Source organism: Cellulomonas fengjieae (genome assembly GCF_018388465.1).
In the GTDB taxonomy this organism is placed as follows: Bacteria; Actinomycetota; Actinomycetes; order Actinomycetales; family Cellulomonadaceae; genus Cellulomonas; species Cellulomonas fengjieae.
Genome location: NZ_CP074404.1, coordinates 2493683 through 2512603 on the forward strand (window position 1 = coordinate 2493683; position 18921 = coordinate 2512603).

Genomic DNA, 18921 nt, shown 5'->3' on the forward strand with positions numbered 1-18921 from the left:
GGCAGTTCTAGCGTCTTCCCAGACCTGACGTCTGTCACCTGGCACGCCCCCGAGCGTGTCGGCCGCCCGGAGCCCATCCGAGCACGAACGCCCATGGAGGAACCCGTGGACACCCTCGACGTGGCGCGCTGGCAGTTCGGCATCACGACCGTCTACCACTTCATCTTCGTCCCGCTGACGATCGGCCTGGCGCCGCTGGTCGCGGGCATGCAGACGGCCTGGGTGCGGACCGGCAACGAACGCTGGCTGCGGCTGACCAAGTTCTTCGGCAAGCTCCTGCTGATCAACTTCGCGATCGGCGTGGCCACCGGCATCGTCCAGGAGTTCCAGTTCGGGATGGCGTGGAGCGAGTACTCGCGGTTCGTCGGCGACGTGTTCGGCGCGCCCCTGGCGATGGAGGCCCTCGCCGCGTTCTTCGTGGAGTCGACGTTCCTCGGGCTGTGGATCTTCGGCTGGGACAAGCTGCCCAAGAAGATCCACCTCGCCTGCATCTGGGCGGTCGCGATCGCCACCAACCTGTCGGCGTACTTCATCCTGGCCGCGAACTCGTGGATGCAGCACCCGGTCGGCGCCACGTTCAACGCGGAGCGCGGGCGGGCCGAGATGACCGACATCGGCGCCGTGCTGTCCAACAACACGCTGCTCGCGGCGTTCCCGCACACGATCTCCGCCGCGTTCCTCACCGCGGGGACCTTCGTCGCGGGCATCGCCGCGTGGTGGATGGTCCGGCTGGTGCGCGCCGGTCAGGCCGACAAGGCGCGCGACGTCTACCGGCCGGCCGTGGTGCTCGGCGTGGTGGTCATGCTCGTCTCGGGCATCGGCGTGGCCGTCTCCGGCGACGCGCAGGCCAAGCTCATGTTCGAGCAGCAGCCGACCAAGATGGCTGCCGCCGAGGCGCTGTGCGAGACGGAGTCGGGCGTGGCGTTCTCGATCCTCGCCGTGGGCCCGCTCGGCACGGGCGCCAACTGCGACAAGGTCACGCACCTGATCTCGATCCCCGGCGCGCTGTCGTTCATGGCCACCGGCGACTTCGACTCCACGCTGCAGGGCACCGACGAGCTGCAGCGCGAGTACACCGAGAAGTTCGGGTACACCACCGCGGACGGGCAGCCCGTCAGCTACATCCCCAACCTCGCCATCACGTACTGGTCGTTCCGGCTCATGATCGGCTTCGCGCTCGGCTCCGCCGCGCTCGCCCTCGTCGCCCTGTGGGTCACCCGCAAGGGGCGCGTGAGCGGCAACGTGTGGGTCGGCAGGCTCGGCATCGCCGCCATCGCGACCCCGTTCCTGGCCTCGTCGTTCGGGTGGATCTTCACCGAGATGGGCCGCCAGCCGTGGGTCGTCGCGCCCAACCCGAACCCCGGCGGCGTCGACGGCGTCTGGCTGCTCACCGCGCGGGGCGTGTCCACGGTGACGAGCACGGGGACCGTCCTGACGAGCCTCATCGCGTTCACCCTGCTCTACGGCGTCCTGGCCGTGTTCTGGTACCGCCTCATGCACCGCTACGCGATCGAGGGCGTCGCGGACACCGAGCACGACCCCAGCCCGGACAACCCCGACAACGACCCGGACGGCGCGGCCGACCGTCCGCTGTCGTTCGCGTACTGAGCGGAGCGGCGACCATGGAGCTCACCACCGTCTGGTTCCTGCTCATCGCGGTCCTGTGGACCGGGTACCTCGTGCTCGAGGGGTTCGACTTCGGCGTCGGGATGCTGCTCGGGCTGCTGTCGCGCGGCGACCGCGCGGCCAAGGACCGCGACCGCCGCGTCATGATCAACACGATCGGACCCGTCTGGGACGGCAACGAGGTGTGGCTGCTCACCGCCGGCGGTGCCACGTTCGCGGCGTTCCCGGAGTGGTACGCGACCATGTTCTCGGGCTTCTACCTGCCGCTGCTGCTCATCCTGCTGGCGCTCATCGTCCGCGTCGTGTCGTTCGAGTGGCGGGGCAAGATCAACGACGACCGCTGGCGGGCGCTGGCCGACCGCAGCCTCATGGTGGGCTCCTGGGTCCCGGCGGTGCTCTGGGGCGTGGCGTTCGCCAACCTGGTCCGCGGCGTCCAGCTCGACGCCGAGCACCAGTACGTCGGCGGGTTCTGGGCACTGCTCAACCCGTTCGCCCTGCTTGGCGGCGCGACGACCGCCCTGATCTTCCTCACCCACGGCGCGGTGTTCCTCGCCCTGAAGTCGGACGGCGAGATCCGCGCCCGCGCCGGGGCGTTCGCCGCGCGGTCGTCGCTGCTCACCCTGCTGGTCGCCGGGGTCTGGGCCGTCTGGGCGCAGCTGGCGTACTCGGTGCCGTGGACGTGGGCGGCCGTCGTCGTCGCTGCCGGTGCGCTCGTGGTGCTGGTCGCCGCGACGCAGCGCCGCAGGGAAGGCCTCGCGTTCATCGCCTCCGCGGTCGCGATCGTCGCCGCCGTGGTGCTCATCTTCGGCTCGATGTACCCCGACGTCATGCCCGCGTTCGACCCCGCCAACTCGCTGACGGTGACCAACGCGTCCTCGACCGACTACACGCTCACCGTGATGACCTGGGTGGCGGTGGCGCTCACCCCGCTCGTGCTGATCTACCAGGGCTGGACGTACTGGGTGTTCCGGAAGCGGGTCTCGTCGGCGCACATCCCCGAGCACACCGGCCTGACCTTCGCCAAGGTGCCCGCCCTGAACAAGCCGTCGTCCAGCGACCAGTGAGGCCGCTCGACCCGCGCCTGCTGCGGCACGCCCGGGCCGCTCGGGGGTACGTGGCACTGACGGCAGCGCTCGGGGTGCTCACCGCGGCGCTGGTCGTGGCGCAGGCGGTGCTGCTCGCCCACGCGCTCGGAGACGCGGTGACGGACGGGGTCTCGCTCACCGTCCTCGGTCCGACCGTCGCCTGGCTGGCTGCCGTGGTGCTCGCCCGGGCGCTGGTGACCGCGGTGCAGGAGCGCTTCGCGCACCGCGCCGCGACCCGCACGGTCGCCGAGCTGCGCGAGCAGGTCGTGGCGCACGCCGTGGCGCTGGGGCCCCGCTGGCTGGCGTCCGGCGAGGGTCCGCGCGTGGTGACCCTGGCCACGCGCGGCCTGGATGCCCTCGAGCCGTACTTCGTGCGGTACCTGCCGCAGCTGGTGCTCGCCGCGACGGTCACCCCGGGCGTCCTGCTGGTCGTGCTGGGCCTGGACTGGATCTCCGCCGCGATCCTGTTCGTCGTCCTCCCCCTGGTGCCGATCTTCATGGTCCTCGTCGGGCGGCTGACCGAGGGCCGCTCGGAGCGAGGTCTGGCCAGCATGCAGCGGCTCGGTGCCCAGGTGCTGGACCTGCTGGCCGGCCTGCCCACCCTGCGCGCCCACGGCCGCGAGCGCGGTCCGGGAGCACGGGTGCGGTCGCTCGGCGACGCCCACCGCCGCGCGACGATGGGGACCCTGCGGGTCGCGTTCCTGTCGGGCATGGTCCTGGAGCTCCTCACGACCCTGTCCGTGGCGCTGGTCGCCGTCGGGATCGGCCTGCGGCTGGTGGAGGGCGACCTCGACCTGGTCACGGGGATCGCGGTCCTCGTCCTGGCACCCGAGGTGTTCCTCCCCCTGCGTCAGGTGGGCGTGCAGTTCCACGCCGCGGCCGACGGGGTCGCGGCCGCCGGGCAGGCGTTCGAGGTGCTGGAGACCCCCGTGCCCCCGGTCGGCAGCCTGCCGGCCCCCGACCTGCGCACCGCGACGCTGCGTCTGGAGGGCGTCGGCGTGCGGACCGGGGGTGGGAGCACGCCGCACGCCCTGGACGTGGTGCTGCGCCCCGGGACTGTGGTGGCGCTCACCGGGCCGAGCGGCGTGGGCAAGACCACCGCGGTCGAGGTGGCGCTCGGGCTGCTCCGGCCGGACGTCGGACGCGCGTCGGTGGACGGGGTCGACCTGGTGGACCTCGACCTGCAGTCCCTCTGGGCACAGGTCTCATGGCTGCCGCAGCGCCCCGTGCTCGAGCCCGGGACCGTGGCGCAGCTGGTGGGCGGTGACGAACCCGCGCGACGGGCCGCGGCCGCGCTCACCGGGCTGGACGCGGTGCTCGCGACGCTGCCGGACGGCTGGTCCACCGTGCTCGGGCGCGGCGGCGAAGGACTCAGCCTCGGCCAGCGGCAGCGCGTCGCCCTGACGCGCACGCTCGTCGAGAGCACCCCGCTCGTCGTGCTCGACGAGCCGACCGCCCACCTGGACGCTGCCGGCGAGCAGGTGGTCCTGGACACGGTCCGCGCGCTGCGGGACGCCGGCCGGACCGTGCTGCTCGTCGCCCACCGCGCCTCGCTGGTCGCCGCGGCCGACGAGGTCGTGCGCGTGCGGTCGGCCGCACCGGTGCCCGCATGACGCGCGGGACGTTGCGCCGTGCGGTCCGCCTCCTCGACATCGACCCGAGGCGCCTGGCGCTGGCCCTCCTGCTCGGTACGCTCGCGCTCGGCTGCGGGGTGGCACTGGCCGCCGTGTCCGCCTGGCTCATCGCGCGGGCCTCCCAGATGCCGCCGGTGCTCCAGCTGTCCGTGGCGACCGTCGCGGTGCGCGCGTTCGGCATCGGGCGCGGCGTGCTGCGCTACCTCGAGCGGCTCGTGTCCCACGACGTCGCCCTGCGCGGCATGACCCAGCTGCGCACCACGCTGTACGACCGGCTCGCGACGGCGCGCCCGGAGACGCTGCTGCGCCTGCGCCGGGGAGACCTGCTCGCCCGCGTCGGTGCGGACGTCGACACGGTGGGGGACGTCGTCGTGCGCGGGCTGCTGCCCGCCGGGGTGGCGACGCTCCTGGGCGCGGGCACGGTGCTGGCGATGTCGTTGTTCTGGCCACCGGCCGGCCTCGCCCTGGCCGGGTGCCTCCTGCTCGCCGGGGTGGCAGGACCCGTGATCGCGGCCCGCGCGGCGCGGACCACGGAGGAGCGGGCGCTGCAGAGCCGGGCGGACATGACCGCGACGGCGCTCGGCCTCCTGGACGACGCCGGCCCCTTGGTGGTCGCCGGGCGCGCACCCGGCGAGCTGGCCGCCCTGCGGGACGCGGACCGCCGCCTGGCCGTCGCGACCGACGCCGGGGCCGGCCCCGCCGCGCTCGCCGCCGGCCTCGGACAGCTCGCCGTCGGCCTCGCGGTGCTGGCCGCCCTGGTCACCGGCGTGCCCGCGGTCGGCGCGGGCCTGCTGACCCCGGTCGAGCTCGCCGTCGTGGTCCTCACACCGCTCGCGGCCTTCGAGGCGACCTCACTCCTTCCCGCGGCCGCGATCCAGGTGCAGCGCTCACGTGCCGCGGCCGCGCGGGTCCTCGCCCTCCTGGACGCGCCGACCGACCCTGCGCCGACCGACCACGGCCCCGCCGGTCCCCCGCTCGTCGCGGTCGACGTCGCCGCCGGCTGGCCCGGAGCGGTCCCGGTGGTCACGGGGCTGGACCTCGAGCTGCGTCCCGGCCGCTCCGTGGCGATCGTCGGCCCGTCCGGCACGGGCAAGACCACGACGTTGCTGACCCTGGCCGGCCTGCTCCCCCGGCGCCACGGCTCGCTCACGCTCGGCGGCCACGACGTGGACCACCTGGACCGCGGGACCGTCGTCGGCGCCGTGGTCGTCGGGACCGAGGACGCCCACGTCTTCGGCACCACGGTGCTGGAGAACCTCCGCGTGGCGCGCGGCGACGTCACGGAGGCGGAGGCGGTCGCGGTACTCGCCCGCGTCGGGCTCGACGAGTGGCTCGACGGCCTGCCGGACGGGCTGGACACGCTGCTCGGCCCCGACGCCCGCACGGTCTCCGGCGGAGAGCGTCGCCGCCTGCTGGTAGCGCGGACGCTGCTCTCGCCCGCCGCGCTGCTCCTGGTGGACGAGCCCGCGGAGCACCTCGACCCGCAGCGGGCGGACGCGCTGGTGGCCGACCTGCTGGACGACCCGCGGGGGGTGGTGCTGGTCACGCACCGGCTGACCCCGCTGGCCGCCGCCGACGAGATCCTCTGGCTGCAGGACGGTCTCGTCCGTGCGCGCGGGACGCACGCGGACCTCGTCGCGTCGTCGCCCGGTTACCGTGAGGCGTTGCAGCGCGAACGCGCCGGCGACGAGACGGAGGCAGAACGTGCACGGTGAGTCATCGTCCGGCCAGCTGACCGAGGTGGCCGACTGGCGGCGGCCCCTGACGGGCGACCCGCTCACGGACCTCCTGGGCGCGATGCTCGCGGTCGCCGGCGAGCTGGAGCTGCCGGTCGTGCTCGAGCGCTTCGTCCAGGTCAGCGCGGAGCTCACCGGCGCGCGCTACGGCGCGATCAACGTCCTGGATCCGCACGGGACCTCGACGACGTTCGTCTACACCGGCGTCCCGACCGCGGTCGCCGCCGCCCTGCGGACCGCGCCGCACGCTCAGGGCGTGCTCGGCCAGATCCCCGAGGTCGGGGTGCTCCGGCTCGCCGACCTGCGCGAGCACCCGTCCTTCCGTGGCTTCCCGCGCGAGCACCCGCCCATGGGGTCCTTCCTCGGGGCCTCGGTCCGGGTGGGACCGCGCGTCTACGGCCAGCTCTACCTTTCCGAGAAGGACGGCGGCTTCACGCAGGCCGACGAGGACGTGGTCCTCGCACTGTCGGCAGCCGCCGGTGTGGCTCTGGCCAACGCCCAGCTGTACGCCGAGGCCGAGCACCGCGAGCACTGGCTCCGCGCGGGGCAGGACATCACGACGATGCTCCTCGAGGGGATCGACGAGGAGGAGGCGCTCGACCACATCGCCGCCACGGCCCGCGAGGTCGCGGGTGCGGACACCGCCGCGCTCGCTCTGCCCGGGGTGGGCGGCGAGCTGCTGATCGAGCTCGCGGTGGGGTACGCGAGCGACCGCATCCTCGGCGCCCGGATGCCTCGCGGCGGCCGGGCCTGGACCGTGATGACCGAGGGCAAGGGGCTGACCACGCCCTCGCTGTCGGCGGCCCGCTCGGTCGCCGTGCCGGTCATGCGCGCCTTCGGACCCGCGCTGTACGCACCGCTGCGCTCGACGGGGCGGGACATGGGCGTCCTGATCCTGCTCCGCCGGATCGGCGCCACCCCGTTCGACGAGAGCGACCTGGCGACCGCCGAGTCGTTCGCCGCGCAGGCCGCGCTGGCCTACGTGCTCGCCGGTGCACGGCACGCGCAGGACCTGGCCTCGCTGCTCGACGAGCGCGAGCGCATCGCCCGCGACCTGCACGACCTGGCCATCCAGCAGCTGTTCGCGACCGGCATGCAGCTGGAGACGGTGCGCCGACGGGCGGCGCGAGGCGTCGACCCCTCCGAGCTGATCGACATCGTGGACCAGGCGCTCGACAACGTCGACGCGTCCGTGCGCCAGATCCGGCACATCGTGCACGAGCTGCACGACCCCGACGCGGCCTCCGGGCTGGTCGAGCGGCTGCGCCGCGAGGCGTCGCTGGCCCGCACCGGGCTCGGCTTCGCACCGTCGTTCGTCGTCAGCCTGGACGGCGTGACCGTCGTCGACGGCGGCCTCGAGGAGGACCGCCTCGACGAGCGGGTGGGTGCGGAGCTGACGTCGGACGTGGTGGCGGTGGTACGCGAGGGCCTCGCCAACGCCGCACGGCACGCGCACGCGTCGTCCGTCATCGTCCGCGTCACGGTGACCGGCACGGGGCCGCTCGGGATCGTGCTGGTCGAGGTCCAGGACGACGGCACGGGCCTGCCCGCCCACCGCGACCGGCGGTCGGGCACCGGGAACCTCGCGTCACGAGCGCGCCAGCACCGGGGGACGTTCAGCCTCGGGGTACCGCCGGACGGCCGCGGGACGCTCCTGACCTGGGAAGCCCCCCTCGGCTGAGCCGCCGCCGGGGGGCCGCGCGGTTCGCGGTCAGTGCCCGGACTCGGACCGCCAGCCGGCGTGCCGGTGCGACGCGACCCACGCGGCCACCTGCGTGCGTCGCTGCAGGCCCATCTTCGCCAGCAGCGACGTGATGTGGTTCTTGACGGTCTTCTCCACGACGCCCAGGCGCTCGGCGATCTCGCGGTTCGACAGGCCCTCGCCGATGAGGTCGATGACGCGCAGCTCGCTCGGCGTCAGGCTCTCCGTCGGGTCGTCGTGCCCCGCCTTGCGGCGCGTCACGGTGCGCTCGTCGAGCAGGACGCGCCCGGCCGCGACCGCGCGGATCACGTCGGTGATCTCGGCCCCGCGCACCGACTTCAGCAGGTAGGCGGCGGCCCCGGCGTCCAGGGCCTCCGCGAGGGCGTCGTCGTCGTCGAACGACGTGAGCACGATCGCGCGTGCGCTCGGCAGCTGCTCGCGCACCGCCGTCAGAAGCTCGATCCCGGTGCCGTCCGGCAGCTGGAGGTCGACCAGCAGGACCTGCGGGCGCACCAGGGCGGCGCGCCGGACCCCGTCGGCGACCGACCCCGCCTCGGCGACGACCGTCATGCCCTCGGCCCGGTCCACCACCTCGGCGATACCCCTGCGGACCACCTCGTGGTCGTCGATGATCATGACGGTGATAGGGGCGGCGGAGGCGCTGATGGGAGGCACGGTGGCATGGTATCGAGAGTGACGACGCTGCTGCTGCCGACCTCCATGACCGATGACCCGACGACGCCCCCGGATGTCCGGGTCGTCCGGTATGACGTCACCGAACCCGTCCCGGACGACGCGCTGGACGCCGACGCGCTCGTGCTGTGGGGCAACGGTCGCGACCAGATGGCCGACGCCGCGCGTCGCCTCACGCGCCTGCGCTGGGTGCAGACCCTGGCCGCGGGTCCCGACGCCGCGCTCGCGGCGGGGTTCGCCGACGACGTCGTGATCACGTCGGGTCGAGGCCTGCACGACGGCCCCGTCGCGGAGCACACCCTGGCCCTCGTGCTCGCCGCGGCGCGGCGCCTGCCGGACCTCGTCCGCGCGCAGAGCGAGCACCGGTGGGCCGACGAGCTGGGCGGCATGCCGGACCCCGACGCCGGCCCCGCGTTCCGGACGCTCGACGGAGCCCGGGTGCTCGTCTGGGGCTTCGGCTCGATCGCGGGCCGCCTCGCGCCGCTGCTGACCGCCCTGGGCGCTCAGGTCACCGGTGTCGCCACCACCGCCGGTGACCGCGGCGGGTTCCCCGTCATCTCGACGTTCTCGCTGCCCGACCACCTCCCGCAGACCGACGTGCTCATCTGCCTGCTCCCGGCCACCGAGCAGACGCGCCACGCCATCGACGCGGACGTGCTCGACCTGCTCCCCCGGCACGCGTGGGTGGTCAACGTCGGGCGCGGGACGACCCTCGACGAGGCCGCGCTGCTGGACGCCCTGCGCTCCGACAGGCTCGCGGGGGCCGCCCTCGACGTGTTCGAGACCGAGCCCCTGCCCGCCGACTCGCCCCTGTGGGACGAGCCGCGCGTGCTGGTCAGCCCGCACGCCGCAGGGGGGCGGCCGATCGGCGCCGGCGACCTCGTGACCGCGAACCTCACCGCGTTCCTGGCCGGCGGGCAGCTGCGCAACGTCGTCGCGCGCTAGGAGCGGGGAGCTCGCGGGCGGGGCTGACAGCGCGGGCAGCTGAAGGAGGAGCGGTTCATGAACTCCTCGCGACGCACGGGCGTGCCGCAGCGGGGGCAGGGCCGCCCCTCCTGCCCGTACACCGCCAGGGAGCGGTCGAAGTAGCCGGAGGCGCCGTTCACGTTCACGTAGAGGGCGTCGAAGCTGGTCCCGCCCTGCGCGAGCGCCTGGCTCATCACCGCTCGCGCGCTCTCGAGGGCACGCACGACGTCGGACCTGCGCAGCGCACCGGTCGGACGCGCATGGTGCAGCCGGGCCCGCCACAGCGCCTCGTCGGCGTAGATGTTGCCGATCCCCGACACGAGGGTCTGGTCCAGCAGCGCCCGCTTGAGGCCCGTCCTGCGACGCCGCACCGCGGCCACCAGCGCCGCCTCGTCCAGGGCGGGGTCGAGCAGGTCCCGGGCGATGTGCGCGACCGGCGCGGGCACGGCCGCCAGCGGTGAGCCGAGGCCGCCCGGGGCCCCGTCGGTCGTCGGCACCAGGTCCGGGACGCTCAGGTGCCCGAACGTGCGCTGGTCCACGAAGTCGAGGGCCGACCCGTCGTCGAGGTCGAGCCGCACGCGCAGGTGGGGGTGCTCCGGTCGCGCTGCACCGGGATGCCGGACGAGCAGCTGTCCGCTCATCCCCAGGTGCGCCATGAGCGCGTCGTCGTCGCGGTCCAGCAGCAGCCACAGGAACTTGCCGCGCCGGACCGCCGACGCAAGGCGACGGCCTCGCAACCGTCCGACGAAGTCGAGCGGCCCGTCGGTGTGCCGCCGGACGCTGTAGTCGCGGCGGACCTCGACACCCGTGACCGTGCGACCGAGCACGTGCCGCGCCAGCCCGTCCCGGACCGTCTCGACCTCGGGGAGCTCGGGCACGTCAGGGCTGCTGCTGCGCGACGAGCACCCGGTAGGCGTCCGCCGCGGCGTCCTGCTCGGCGATCTTCTTGGCGGGTCCCACGCCGATCCCCCGCGGCTGTCCGGCGACCACCGCACGAGCCGTGAACGTGCGCGAGTGGTCCGGGCCTTCACCGACGACCTCGTAGGTGGGCGCGCCCAGCCCCATCGCCGCGGAGAGCTCCTGCAACGAGGTCTTCCAGTCGAGGCCGGCTCCCAGCCCCGCGGCGGCCTCGAGCGACGGTCCGACCAGCCGCTCCACCAGGGCGCGCGCGGTCTCCACGCCGTGGCTGAGGTAGACCGCACCGAAGACGGCCTCGAGGGTGTCGGACAGGATCGAGTCCTTGTCCCGCCCGCCGGTGGACAGCTCCCCCTTGCCCAGGAGCACGTAGCTGCCGAGGTCGAGGTCCCGCGCGACGACGGCGAGCGCGCGCTGCGAGACCGTGGCCGCGCGCATCTTGGCGAGCGCCCCCTCGGGCAGGTCCGGGTGTGCGCGGTACAGCGCCTCGGTGACCACCAGCCCGAGCACGGCGTCCCCGAGGAACTCGAGCCGCTCGTTGGTCGGGATACCGCCGGCCTCGTGCGCGAAGGAGCGGTGCGTCAGGGCCAGCACCAAAAGCTCGGGGTCCAGGTGGACCCCGAGCTTCTCGTGCAGGAGCTCTGCCGCGACACTCACGCCGGTCCTCCGGTCATCGAATGCTCAGGCGGACGAGCGGGCTCTGAGAGCCGCGACCTCGATGCTCAGCGAACCTCGAACTCGGTACGGACGGCCTCGGCGTAGGCACGGTCCTTGTAGGTGCCGCACGACGGGCAGGCCGTGTGGGGCATCTTGTTGGCCTTGCACTGCGGGCACGTGTGGAGCGTCGTGGCAGTGGTCTTCCACTGCGACCGACGCGCACGGGTGTTGCTGCGCGACATCTTGCGCTTCGGAACAGCCACGGCTAGCTCTCTTTCGTCTCGTCGTTCGATCCCAGCAGGCCGCTGAGGGCGGACCAGCGGGGATCAAGCATCTCATGCGAGTGGTCAGGGTCATCCGCGAGCCGCGCTCCACACTCGGAGCACAGACCGGGGCAGTCGGGGCGGCACAGCGGCTGGAACGGCAGAGCCGGTACGACCGTGTCCCGCAGCGCGGGTTCGAGGTCGACCAGGTCGTCCTCGAACTCACGCACGTCTTCTTCGTCGTCGCCGTCCTCGGCCGCGACAGCCGCGCGCTCAGGGTAGACGTACAGCTCCACGAGGGGGACGTCGACGTTCTCGACGACCTCTCCCAGGCAGCGCACGCACTCCCCGATCGCCCGGCCACGGACCGATCCGGTGACCAGGACCCCCTCCACGACCGCCTCGAGCCGCACATCCAGCTCGACGTCGGTCCCGGTGGGGATGCCGATCACATCGGTGCCGAGATCCTCGGGGGCGCCCACGGTGCGCTGCACGGTCCTGGTCGATCCCGGGCGTCGGCTGAGCTCGTGCGTGTCGAGCACGAGCGGCGAACGGGGATCGAGGCGAACTGGGCGCTGCACGGCCAAGGGTCCCCTCGTTGATCTCGGTCCCGCCATGAGCGGCTGAACCAACGGATAACTCTACGGCACAGGTCAGGGCCGCCCAAATCCTCGTCGAGTGGCGAGAGTCTCAGCTCTCGTCCACCCCGAGCCGCCCCGCGAGCTTGGCCCGGCCGGCCTGGACCTGGCCGAGGACCTTGCCCAGGTCGATCTCGAAGTCGGCGAGCCGGCGGTCGCAGTAGTCGTCGGCGTCCCGCCGCAGTCCCTCGGCGACCTGCTCGGCCTCGGCGACCAGCTGAGCCGCCCGCTCCCGTGCCGCGACGACCACCGTCTCCTGGTCGACGAGCGCGGCTGCCTGCTCCCGCGCCCGCGCCAGCAGCGCGTCGGCGTCCGCCTGCGCGGCCGACCGGGCGGCGTCCGCGTCGGCCAGCACCTCGTCGGCGCGCGACAGCTGGCTGGGCAGGACGTCGCGTGCCTGGTCCACCAGGTCGAGCAGCTCGGCGCGGTTGACCAGCACCGAGGACGACATCGGCATGGCACGCGCGCTGCCGACCGCGGACGCGATCGCGTCCAGCACGCCGGTGAGGCCCTCGGGCCTGGTGGTCGGATCCGTCTCGGTCATCGTGCATCCCCTCCTGGAAGTGCCGCCCGCACCGCGTCGGCGACGCCGGCCGGGACCAGGTCGTCGATCGGCCCGCCGTACCGCGCGACGTCCTTGACCAGCGACGACGCGATGTGGGCCAGGCGCTGGTCGCCGATCACGAAGACCGTCTCGGCGCCCGACAGGTGCCGGTTCATCAGGGCCATCGCGAGCTCGGCGTCGAAGTCGGCGCCGCCCCGCAGGCCCTTCACCACAGCGATGGCTCCCACCGTACGGACGAAGTCCGCGAGCAGCCCGTCGACGGGCTCGACCCGCACCCCCGGCACGTCCGCGAACGCGGCCCGCGCGAGAGCGACGCGTTGCTCGACGGCCAGCAGCGGCGACTTGGCCGAGTTCCGCGCGACGCCCACGACGACCTCGTCGAACATGGAGCGGGCACGGCGGACGACGTCCACGTGGCCGAGCGTGAGGGGGTCGAACGACCCGGGGCAGACGGCAGTGGTCACCCGGTCAGGGTAGGCCAGCGGCCAGGTCCGACCGCCGACGCGTGCCGCGCGCCGCGTCAGTTCCGTCCGACCTCGGAGCGGGCCACCTCACTGGTCCCCGTGGCCAGCCGTCTGCCGACCCGCTGCCCCTGGCCGGACGGGCGAGACCGGTGCCACCCTCGGGTATGCCGCTCGACGTCTCGGTCGATGCCGCCACCGCGGCCGACTCCCCCGCCATCCGGACGGTCCTCGCGCGCGCCTACCGGGCGAACCCGCTCATGGTGTGGGCGCTGCCCGACGAGGCGACCCGCGAGGACGCCTGCGCGGCCTGGCTCGGGCCGTCGGTCGACCGCTACCTGGCCGTCGGCCGGGTGGACGTCGCGCGCCTCGACGGAGGCGTGGTCGGCGTCGCCGCGTGGCGGCTCCCGGGCGCGCCACCGCCGCCGGTCTCCCTTCCGTCGCCGGCGGGGGTGCTCGCGGCCCTCGTGGGCCGAGGACGGGCCCGGGAGGTCCTGGAAGCCCTCGGGTCGGCGGCGGCTCTGGCCCCCGCGGCGCCGGCCGCCTACCTCAACTACCTCGCCGTCGAGCCAGCCCTGCAGAGACGAGCCGTCGGCCGGCTCATGGTCGAGCAGGGGGTCGCCGCCGCGGACGCCGGGCGCATCGACACGTACCTCGGCACGACCGACGCCCGGAACCTGCCGTTCTACCGGCGTCTCGGGTACCGGTCCACGGGTGCGGTCAGGCTCGAGCCCGACGGACCCGTCCTGGAGGTGCTGCACCGCCCTCAGGGGACGGCGAGCTCCGCGAACCACATGACGGTGTCGCCGTAGGCGCGCCGGTCGAGCAGCACCAGGGTCGTCGGCCACGCCGGCTCGGGCGTGCGCGACGCCCGCTCGACGACCACGACCGCGTGCATCGAGAGGGCATGCCCCACACCGGTCAGCACGCCGGCGAGGTCGTCCTCGGGCAGGTCGTACGGGGGGTCGATCAGCACCAGGTCCCAGGGCTCGGCACCGGCCCGCTGGGCGAACCGCTCCGCCTTCTCCGCGACGACCTGCACGGTCCCGGTCAGGCCGAGCGCGGTCACGTTCCGGCGGCACACGTCGGCGGCGTCGCGCGCCGACTCGACCAGCGTCACGTGCGCCGCGCCGCGGGAGGCGGCCTCGATCCCGAGCGCACCCGACCCGGCGTACAGGTCGAGGACGCGGGCACCCTCGATCACGTCGAGGTGCTCCAGCCGGGAGAACAGCGCCTCGCGGACGCGCTCGCTGGTCGGCCGGGTGCCGGCACGCGGCACCGCGAGCGTCCGGCCCCCGACGGTCCCGGCCACGATCCGGGTCACCGGCGCGATCCCGCCTTCTCCTGCTCCTGGGCGTCCAGGAGCCGCTCCATGAGCGAGCCGGTCTTGATCGACGACGCGATCGCCACAGCGATGACCGACAGGACGATCTGCACGTAGAGCAGCGTCGGGTTCACCGTGCGCAGCAGGACAGCGATCCACACCGGCAGCAGACCGAGCACGACGAGGTCCGGCCCGCGGGCGAGCACCGCCGCGACGCCTGTCGGCACCGCGCCCATCGGGGTCGAGACCAGTGCTCCCGCCCAGTTCGGCGCGGGGCGGTAGGACGCGCGGACCGCCGCTGCGGCCCACACCGGCGTCGAGGCGAGGCCGAGCGCGATCCAGCCGGGCACGTCGGACGCCCACCGACCGACCGCCGCGAAAGCGACGACCGACCACACCGCCATGGCGGCGGCGGGGACCACCATGCGCAGGCGGCGCACGGTCCTGGCCTCGATCGGCAGCAGCCGGTCGAGGATCGGCGCCATCTCCGCCCGCCGGGCGCCCTCCCCGGTCGCGCTCATCGCCACGTACCCCGCGACCAGCAGGCTCAGGAGCACGCCGAGCGGGCTGGCGAGCTCCGGCACGGTGCTGACGAGCACCGGCACGAGCGCGGCCACGACCAGCTGGACGACGTGCCGGCCGGACCGCCGGAGCACCACGAGGTCGGCCGTGACCAGCGCCGAGGCCGGTCCGCGCGCGGTGACGAGCCGGGAGGTCCACCGCCGCACCGGCGCCGCCGCGCCGTCGGTCAGCGCCCGACCGAGCTCGCGGGAGTCCATCGACACGACGGCGCCCACGGCCTGCGTGGCCACCGATCCGCTCTCGCGCAGGGTCCGTGCGGGGATCCGGCCGAGGCGACGGTCCACGACGACCGCGAGCGCGGCCAGCACGGGGACCAGCACCGCCAGGAACCACCAGGGCGGCACGGGGAGCCCGTCGACGGACCAGCCCGCCTGCGCGAGCACGACGGCGGCGACCGGCGCGAGGAAGAGCAGGACGTCACCGGCGAGTGCGGTCGACCTGCGCGAGACGCCCGCCGACTGCCCGACGGCGGCCAGCAGGACGATCCCCGCGGCCACGACCGCGGACGTCGCCGCGACCCGGGCGACGCGCAGGCCGGGGTCGGCGAGCAGGCCGGCGTCCAGCAGCGCCACGAGCACCGCACCGACGAAGCCGGCGAGCAGAGGCAGCCGGCGCGCGGCGGGCCGCAGGAGCCCGCGTCGGTCGACGGGCAGCCCCAGCCACCAGGCCGCCTCCGCTCCCCCGGCGCCGACCGGTCCCAGGCGGCCGGCGAGGGACAGCAGGGCCCCCGCGAGCGCGACGACCACCACCACCACCAGGGTGGCGAGGCTCAGTGAGAACGGCTGGTCCACCTCGGGGGCCGGCGGCAGGGACGCCCGCATCGACTGCGCGGCACCGAGCGCCACGCCGACGCTGATCGCGATGCTGATGCCGGCGTAGTACACGCTGCCGAGCAGCGAGCCGATGCTGGCACCGCCGCGGGCGTTGCCCGCCTGGGCCGTGAAGCGCCGGATGCTCGTCGCGGACGGCACCTCGCCGAGCTCGAACGGCTGGACCGCGGGCTCGTCGTCGGGCTCGTCCAGCCAGTCGGCCTCGTCGGCCCGGCTCGCGTCGGTCACGGGTTCTCCTGCGAGATGATGTCGGCGGCCTGCGCCGTGGGCAGCACGCGGGTCACGTCGTCCGCGACGTGCACGGCCCGGTCCGCGACGGCCCGCAGCAGGTCCGGGTCGTGCGTCGCCAGGAGGACCGCCCCGCCCGCCGCCTTCTCGGCGACGATGCGCGCCGCGAGCCGGTCGCGCATCGCGCGGTCGAGGCGCTGCTCCGGCTCGTCGAGTACCAGCAGCGACCGGGGCCGCACGAATCCCGCCGCCAGCAGGAGCCTGCGGCGCTGACCCGACGACAGCGCGACGGGCAGCGACCGCGCGTGGTCGGACAGGCCGAACTCGGCGAGCAGGCCGGCGACCACCTCCTGCGCCCCGTGCACGCCGTGGCCGCGGGCGGTCAGGTACAGGTGCTCGGAGACCGTGAGGGCCGGGAAGTACGCGTCGTCGTCCAGGACGCTGGCGACCTTGGTGCGGAACGCGACGTCCCGCTCGTCGACGCGGGCGCCGAACACCTGCAGCGACCCGCCCGACGGCTCGAGCAGACCGATGACCGCGCGCAGCACGGTCGACTTGCCCGAACCGTTGGCCCCGACGAGCGCGACGACCTTGCCGGGTGCCAGCGTGAACGACACGGGAGCGCACACGGGCGCCCCGCCGTAGCCGACGAGCAGGTCCTGGGCGCGGATCACGGGCTTCGACACGTGCGCCAGGGTAACCGTCCACGTCGCGGCTCCTACGCCAGTCGGCGCCCTAGCTCTGCCCGAGGAAGTCCTCGCGTCCGTCGGCGAGCTGCAGGTCGATCGCCGCACGCAGCGCGGGCCACGCGGTCAGCTCCGGGTCCGCCTCCACCAGCGCCTGGGCGTCCTCGCGCGCCCGCTCGATGACGGCGGCGTCGCTGACGATGCGCAGGAAGCGCAGCGTCCCGCGCCGGCCGGACTGGGCGGAGCCCAGGACGTCACCCTCCCGCCGCAGCTCGAGGTCGACGCGGGCGAGCTCGAACCCGTCCGTCGTCGCGGCGAGCGCGCCGAGCCGCTGCGCGGCGACCGTGCCCTCGGGCGCGTCGGCGACGAGCAGGCACAGTCCCGGCGCATTGCCTCGGCCCACCCGACCGCGCAGCTGGTGCAGCTGTGAGAGCCCGAAGACCTGCGCGTCGAGGATCACCATGGCCGTGGCCGCCGGCACGTCGACACCCACCTCGATCACCGTGGTCGACACCAGCACCGGCGTGCGCCCGGACGCGAAGTCGGCGATCGCCCGGTCCTTCTCCTCGGCCGTCATCCGCCCGTGCAGGAGGCCGACCGCCACGCCGCCCAGGCGCGGGTCGCCGCGCAACGTCTCGGCGACCTCGAGGACCGCGCGCAGCGGCCGCTTGGGAGCACGCTGCGCGGCGGCCTGCGCCTCCCCGACCGTCGTCGGCTCGTCGAGGATCAGGTCCGCGCCGTCGCCGTCCCGGGACCCGGCGTCGGAGTCCTCGTCGATGCGCGCGCACACCACGAAGGCACGTCCCCCGCGCTCGACCTCCTCGCGGACCCGGCTCCACGTCCGGTCCATCCACGCCCGGTTGTCCGCCGGCACGACGTGCGTGGTCACCCCGCTGCGCCCGGCGGGCACGTGCCGCAGCTCCGAGATCTCCAGCTCCCCGAAGACCGTCATCGCCACGGTCCGTGGGATCGGGGTCGCCGTGGTCACCAGCAGGTGGGGCGTCTTGGCGGCCTTCGCCTGCAGCCGGCCGCGCTGCTCGACCCCGAACTTGTGCTGCTCGTCGATGACCACGAGCCCGAGGTCGGCGAACTGCACGGGGTCCGACAGCAGCGCGTGCGTGCCGACGACGATCCCGGCCTGGCCGCTCGCCGCCTCCAGCAGGTTGCTGCGCCTCTCGGCGGCGCTCTGCGCACCGGTGAGCACGGCGACCCGCGTCCCGATCTCGGAGCCGCCCAGCAACCCGCCCTCGGCGAGGTCGCCCAGCAACGCCCGCAGCGTGCGGACGTGCTGGGCGGCGAGCACCGACGTGGGGGCCAGCAGTGCGGCCTGCCCGCCCGCGTCCACCACCTGCAGCATCGCGCGCAGGGCCACGACCGTCTTGCCGGAGCCGACCTCGCCCTGCAGCAGTCGTTGCATGGGCTGCGGCCGCGCGAGGTCCGCGGCGATCTGCTCGCCGGCGGCCACCTGACCTTCGGTCAGGACGAACGGCAGCCGGGCGTCGAAGGCCTCGAGCAGCCCGCCGGGCCGGGCGGGCCGGGCCGTCGACTCCTCGCGCTGGGCGCGGGCGCGCCGGCGGGCGAGCTCAGCCTGGAGGACGAAGGCCTCCTCGTAGCGCAGGCGGGCCTGCGCCTTGCGCCAGTCGTCCTCGGTGCGCGGCAGGTGCACGCCGCGCAGGGCGCTCCAGCGCGACGCGAGGTGGCGCGCCACGCGGACCTGGTCGGGCACCGGGTCGGGGACGTCCTGCTCGGTCAACGGCTCGAGCACGGACCGCACCGCGGCACGGATCTTGTCCGACTCGAGCCCGGCCGTCGCGGGATAGATCGGGATGGGCCACTCGGCCTCCTCGAGCGCGACCGCCTCGTCGACCTCGTGCCCGAAGATCGCGTACGTGGGGTTGGCCAGCTGGAGGCGCCCGTTGAACAGGTTGATCTGGCCCGAGAACAGCCCGAGCGACCCCGGCACGAGGCGCTGCAGGTGGAACTTGGCCGCCGCCTCGTGCGGCATGAAGATCACGAGGTCGAGCGTGCGGGTCCCGTCGGTGACCTTGGCCTCGACCCGGGGCTTGCCCGTCTTCTGCGCGTGCCTGATCTCGGCGCTGCGCACCTGCGCCACGAGGGACACGTTGTGCCCCACGGTGAGGCTCGCGATGTCGGTGACCTCACGGGAGTCCGCGTAGCGCCACGGGTAGTGCGCCAGCAGGTCGCCGACCGTCTCGATGCCCAGCGCCGCGTACTTCTTGAGCACGGGCCCCTTGCCGGGAACGCGGCGGAACAGCAGGTCGACGTGCGAGTGCACGCTGTCGGGGTAGGTGAGCCCGTCGGCGGTCATG

At 74.3% G+C, this 18921-nt stretch carries 18 protein-coding genes; 7 read left to right on the forward strand and 11 right to left on the reverse strand.

What is annotated here, in order from left to right; all coding sequences use genetic code 11:
* Window positions 1–105: 105 nt before the first annotated feature.
* The 5 genes from KG102_RS11520 to KG102_RS11540 are packed head-to-tail and all read left to right on the forward strand — an operon-like array spanning window position 106 to window position 7762.
* The gene (locus tag KG102_RS11520; protein ID WP_208211506.1) at window positions 106–1608 is read left to right on the forward strand and encodes a cytochrome ubiquinol oxidase subunit I; all 1503 of its coding nucleotides are present in this window, start codon (window positions 106–108) and stop codon (window positions 1606–1608) included.
* Between the two features lie 14 nt (window positions 1609–1622).
* Window positions 1623–2690 carry a cytochrome d ubiquinol oxidase subunit II gene (gene cydB, locus KG102_RS11525; RefSeq protein ID WP_208211508.1) on the forward strand — a complete coding sequence of 356 codons (1068 nt, stop codon included), beginning with the start codon at window positions 1623–1625 and terminating at the stop codon, window positions 2688–2690.
* Window positions 2687–4324 carry a thiol reductant ABC exporter subunit CydD gene (gene cydD / locus KG102_RS11530; RefSeq protein ID WP_208288760.1) on the forward strand — a complete coding sequence of 546 codons (1638 nt, stop codon included), beginning with the start codon at window positions 2687–2689 and terminating at the stop codon, window positions 4322–4324. Before cydB ends, cydD begins: the two co-directional genes overlap by 4 nt.
* The gene (gene cydC, locus KG102_RS11535) at window positions 4321–6060 is read left to right on the forward strand and encodes a thiol reductant ABC exporter subunit CydC (protein ID WP_208288757.1); all 1740 of its coding nucleotides are present in this window, start codon (window positions 4321–4323) and stop codon (window positions 6058–6060) included. The genes cydD and cydC overlap by 4 nt, the downstream gene beginning before the upstream one ends.
* Window positions 6050–7762, forward strand: coding sequence for a sensor histidine kinase (locus KG102_RS11540; RefSeq protein WP_307802351.1), 1713 nt, complete (start codon window positions 6050–6052; stop codon window positions 7760–7762). The genes cydC and KG102_RS11540 overlap by 11 nt, the downstream gene beginning before the upstream one ends.
* A gap of 30 nt (window positions 7763–7792) precedes the next feature.
* Here the strand turns inward: KG102_RS11540 and KG102_RS11545 are convergent, their stop codons facing one another.
* Complete coding sequence (locus tag KG102_RS11545; RefSeq protein WP_208212638.1) at window positions 7793–8419, reverse strand: response regulator; 627 nt, start codon at window positions 8417–8419, stop codon at window positions 7793–7795.
* Window positions 8420–8476: 57 nt separating this feature from the next.
* Here KG102_RS11545 and KG102_RS11550 point away from each other — a divergent pair, with 57 nt between their 5' ends.
* Window positions 8477–9421 (forward strand): phosphoglycerate dehydrogenase, encoded by a 945-nt coding sequence (locus tag KG102_RS11550; protein WP_307802835.1) that lies wholly within the window; start codon window positions 8477–8479, stop codon window positions 9419–9421.
* Here the strand turns inward: KG102_RS11550 and mutM are convergent.
* The 6 genes from mutM to coaD all read right to left on the reverse strand — a co-directional run bounded on the left by mutM (window position 9418) and on the right by coaD (window position 12944).
* Window positions 9418–10320: a bifunctional DNA-formamidopyrimidine glycosylase/DNA-(apurinic or apyrimidinic site) lyase gene (mutM, locus tag KG102_RS11555; protein WP_208288753.1), complete on the reverse strand. Its 903-nt coding sequence runs from the start codon at window positions 10318–10320 to the stop codon at window positions 9418–9420. The two genes, KG102_RS11550 and mutM, sit on opposite strands and share 4 nt — an antisense overlap.
* A 1-nt stretch (window position 10321) precedes the next feature.
* Entirely contained in the window at window positions 10322–11014 is a 693-nt protein-coding gene (gene rnc, locus KG102_RS11560; RefSeq protein WP_208211531.1) for a ribonuclease III, read from the reverse strand.
* A 65-nt stretch (window positions 11015–11079) separates the two neighbouring features.
* On the reverse strand, window positions 11080–11277 hold the full coding sequence (rpmF, locus tag KG102_RS11565; RefSeq protein ID WP_055913037.1) for a 50S ribosomal protein L32: 198 nt from the start codon (window positions 11275–11277) through the stop codon (window positions 11080–11082).
* A 2-nt stretch (window positions 11278–11279) separates the two neighbouring features.
* Window positions 11280–11858 (reverse strand): YceD family protein, encoded by a 579-nt coding sequence (locus KG102_RS11570; protein WP_249667549.1) that lies wholly within the window; start codon window positions 11856–11858, stop codon window positions 11280–11282.
* A 109-nt stretch (window positions 11859–11967) separates the two neighbouring features.
* Window positions 11968–12459, reverse strand: a complete 492-nt coding sequence (locus KG102_RS11575; protein ID WP_208211533.1) for a hypothetical protein — start codon at window positions 12457–12459, stop codon at window positions 11968–11970.
* A complete protein-coding gene (gene coaD, locus KG102_RS11580; protein WP_208288751.1) occupies window positions 12456–12944 on the reverse strand; it encodes a pantetheine-phosphate adenylyltransferase in 489 nt (162 codons plus the stop codon). Before coaD ends, KG102_RS11575 begins: the two co-directional genes overlap by 4 nt.
* Window positions 12945–13108: 164 nt before the next feature.
* On the opposite strand from coaD, the gene KG102_RS11585 reads away from it, so the two are divergent.
* Window positions 13109–13753 carry a GNAT family N-acetyltransferase gene (locus KG102_RS11585; protein ID WP_208288749.1) on the forward strand — a complete coding sequence of 215 codons (645 nt, stop codon included), beginning with the start codon at window positions 13109–13111 and terminating at the stop codon, window positions 13751–13753.
* Here the strand turns inward: KG102_RS11585 and rsmD are convergent.
* The 4 genes from rsmD to KG102_RS11605 are packed head-to-tail and all read right to left on the reverse strand — an operon-like array spanning window position 13708 to window position 18920.
* Entirely contained in the window at window positions 13708–14265 is a 558-nt protein-coding gene (rsmD, locus tag KG102_RS11590; protein ID WP_208288747.1) for a 16S rRNA (guanine(966)-N(2))-methyltransferase RsmD, read from the reverse strand. The two genes, KG102_RS11585 and rsmD, sit on opposite strands and share 46 nt — an antisense overlap.
* Window positions 14262–15905, reverse strand: a complete 1644-nt coding sequence (locus tag KG102_RS11595) for a DUF6297 family protein (RefSeq protein ID WP_249667295.1) — start codon at window positions 15903–15905, stop codon at window positions 14262–14264. Before KG102_RS11595 ends, rsmD begins: the two co-directional genes overlap by 4 nt.
* On the reverse strand, window positions 15902–16591 hold the full coding sequence (locus tag KG102_RS11600) for an ABC transporter ATP-binding protein (RefSeq protein ID WP_208288745.1): 690 nt from the start codon (window positions 16589–16591) through the stop codon (window positions 15902–15904). The genes KG102_RS11595 and KG102_RS11600 overlap by 4 nt, the downstream gene beginning before the upstream one ends.
* A 49-nt stretch (window positions 16592–16640) precedes the next feature.
* Window positions 16641–18920 carry an ATP-dependent DNA helicase RecG gene (locus KG102_RS11605; protein WP_208288742.1) on the reverse strand — a complete coding sequence of 760 codons (2280 nt, stop codon included), beginning with the start codon at window positions 18918–18920 and terminating at the stop codon, window positions 16641–16643.
* Window position 18921: the final 1 nt, after the last annotated feature.

Coding starts and splice junctions, on each gene's coding strand:
- cydB (WP_208211508.1), top strand. CDS start 1,623: ATGGAGCTCACCACCGTCTGGTTCCTGCTCATCGCGGTCCTGTGGACC.
- cydC (WP_208288757.1), top strand. CDS start 4,321: ATGACGCGCGGGACGTTGCGCCGTGCGGTCCGCCTCCTCGACATCGAC.
- KG102_RS11545 (WP_208212638.1), bottom strand. CDS start 8,419: ATGATCATCGACGACCACGAGGTGGTCCGCAGGGGTATCGCCGAGGTG.
- KG102_RS11575 (WP_208211533.1), bottom strand. CDS start 12,459: ATGACCGAGACGGATCCGACCACCAGGCCCGAGGGCCTCACCGGCGTG.
- KG102_RS11585 (WP_208288749.1), top strand. CDS start 13,109: ATGCCGCTCGACGTCTCGGTCGATGCCGCCACCGCGGCCGACTCCCCC.
- KG102_RS11605 (WP_208288742.1), bottom strand. CDS start 18,920: ATGACCGCCGACGGGCTCACCTACCCCGACAGCGTGCACTCGCACGTC.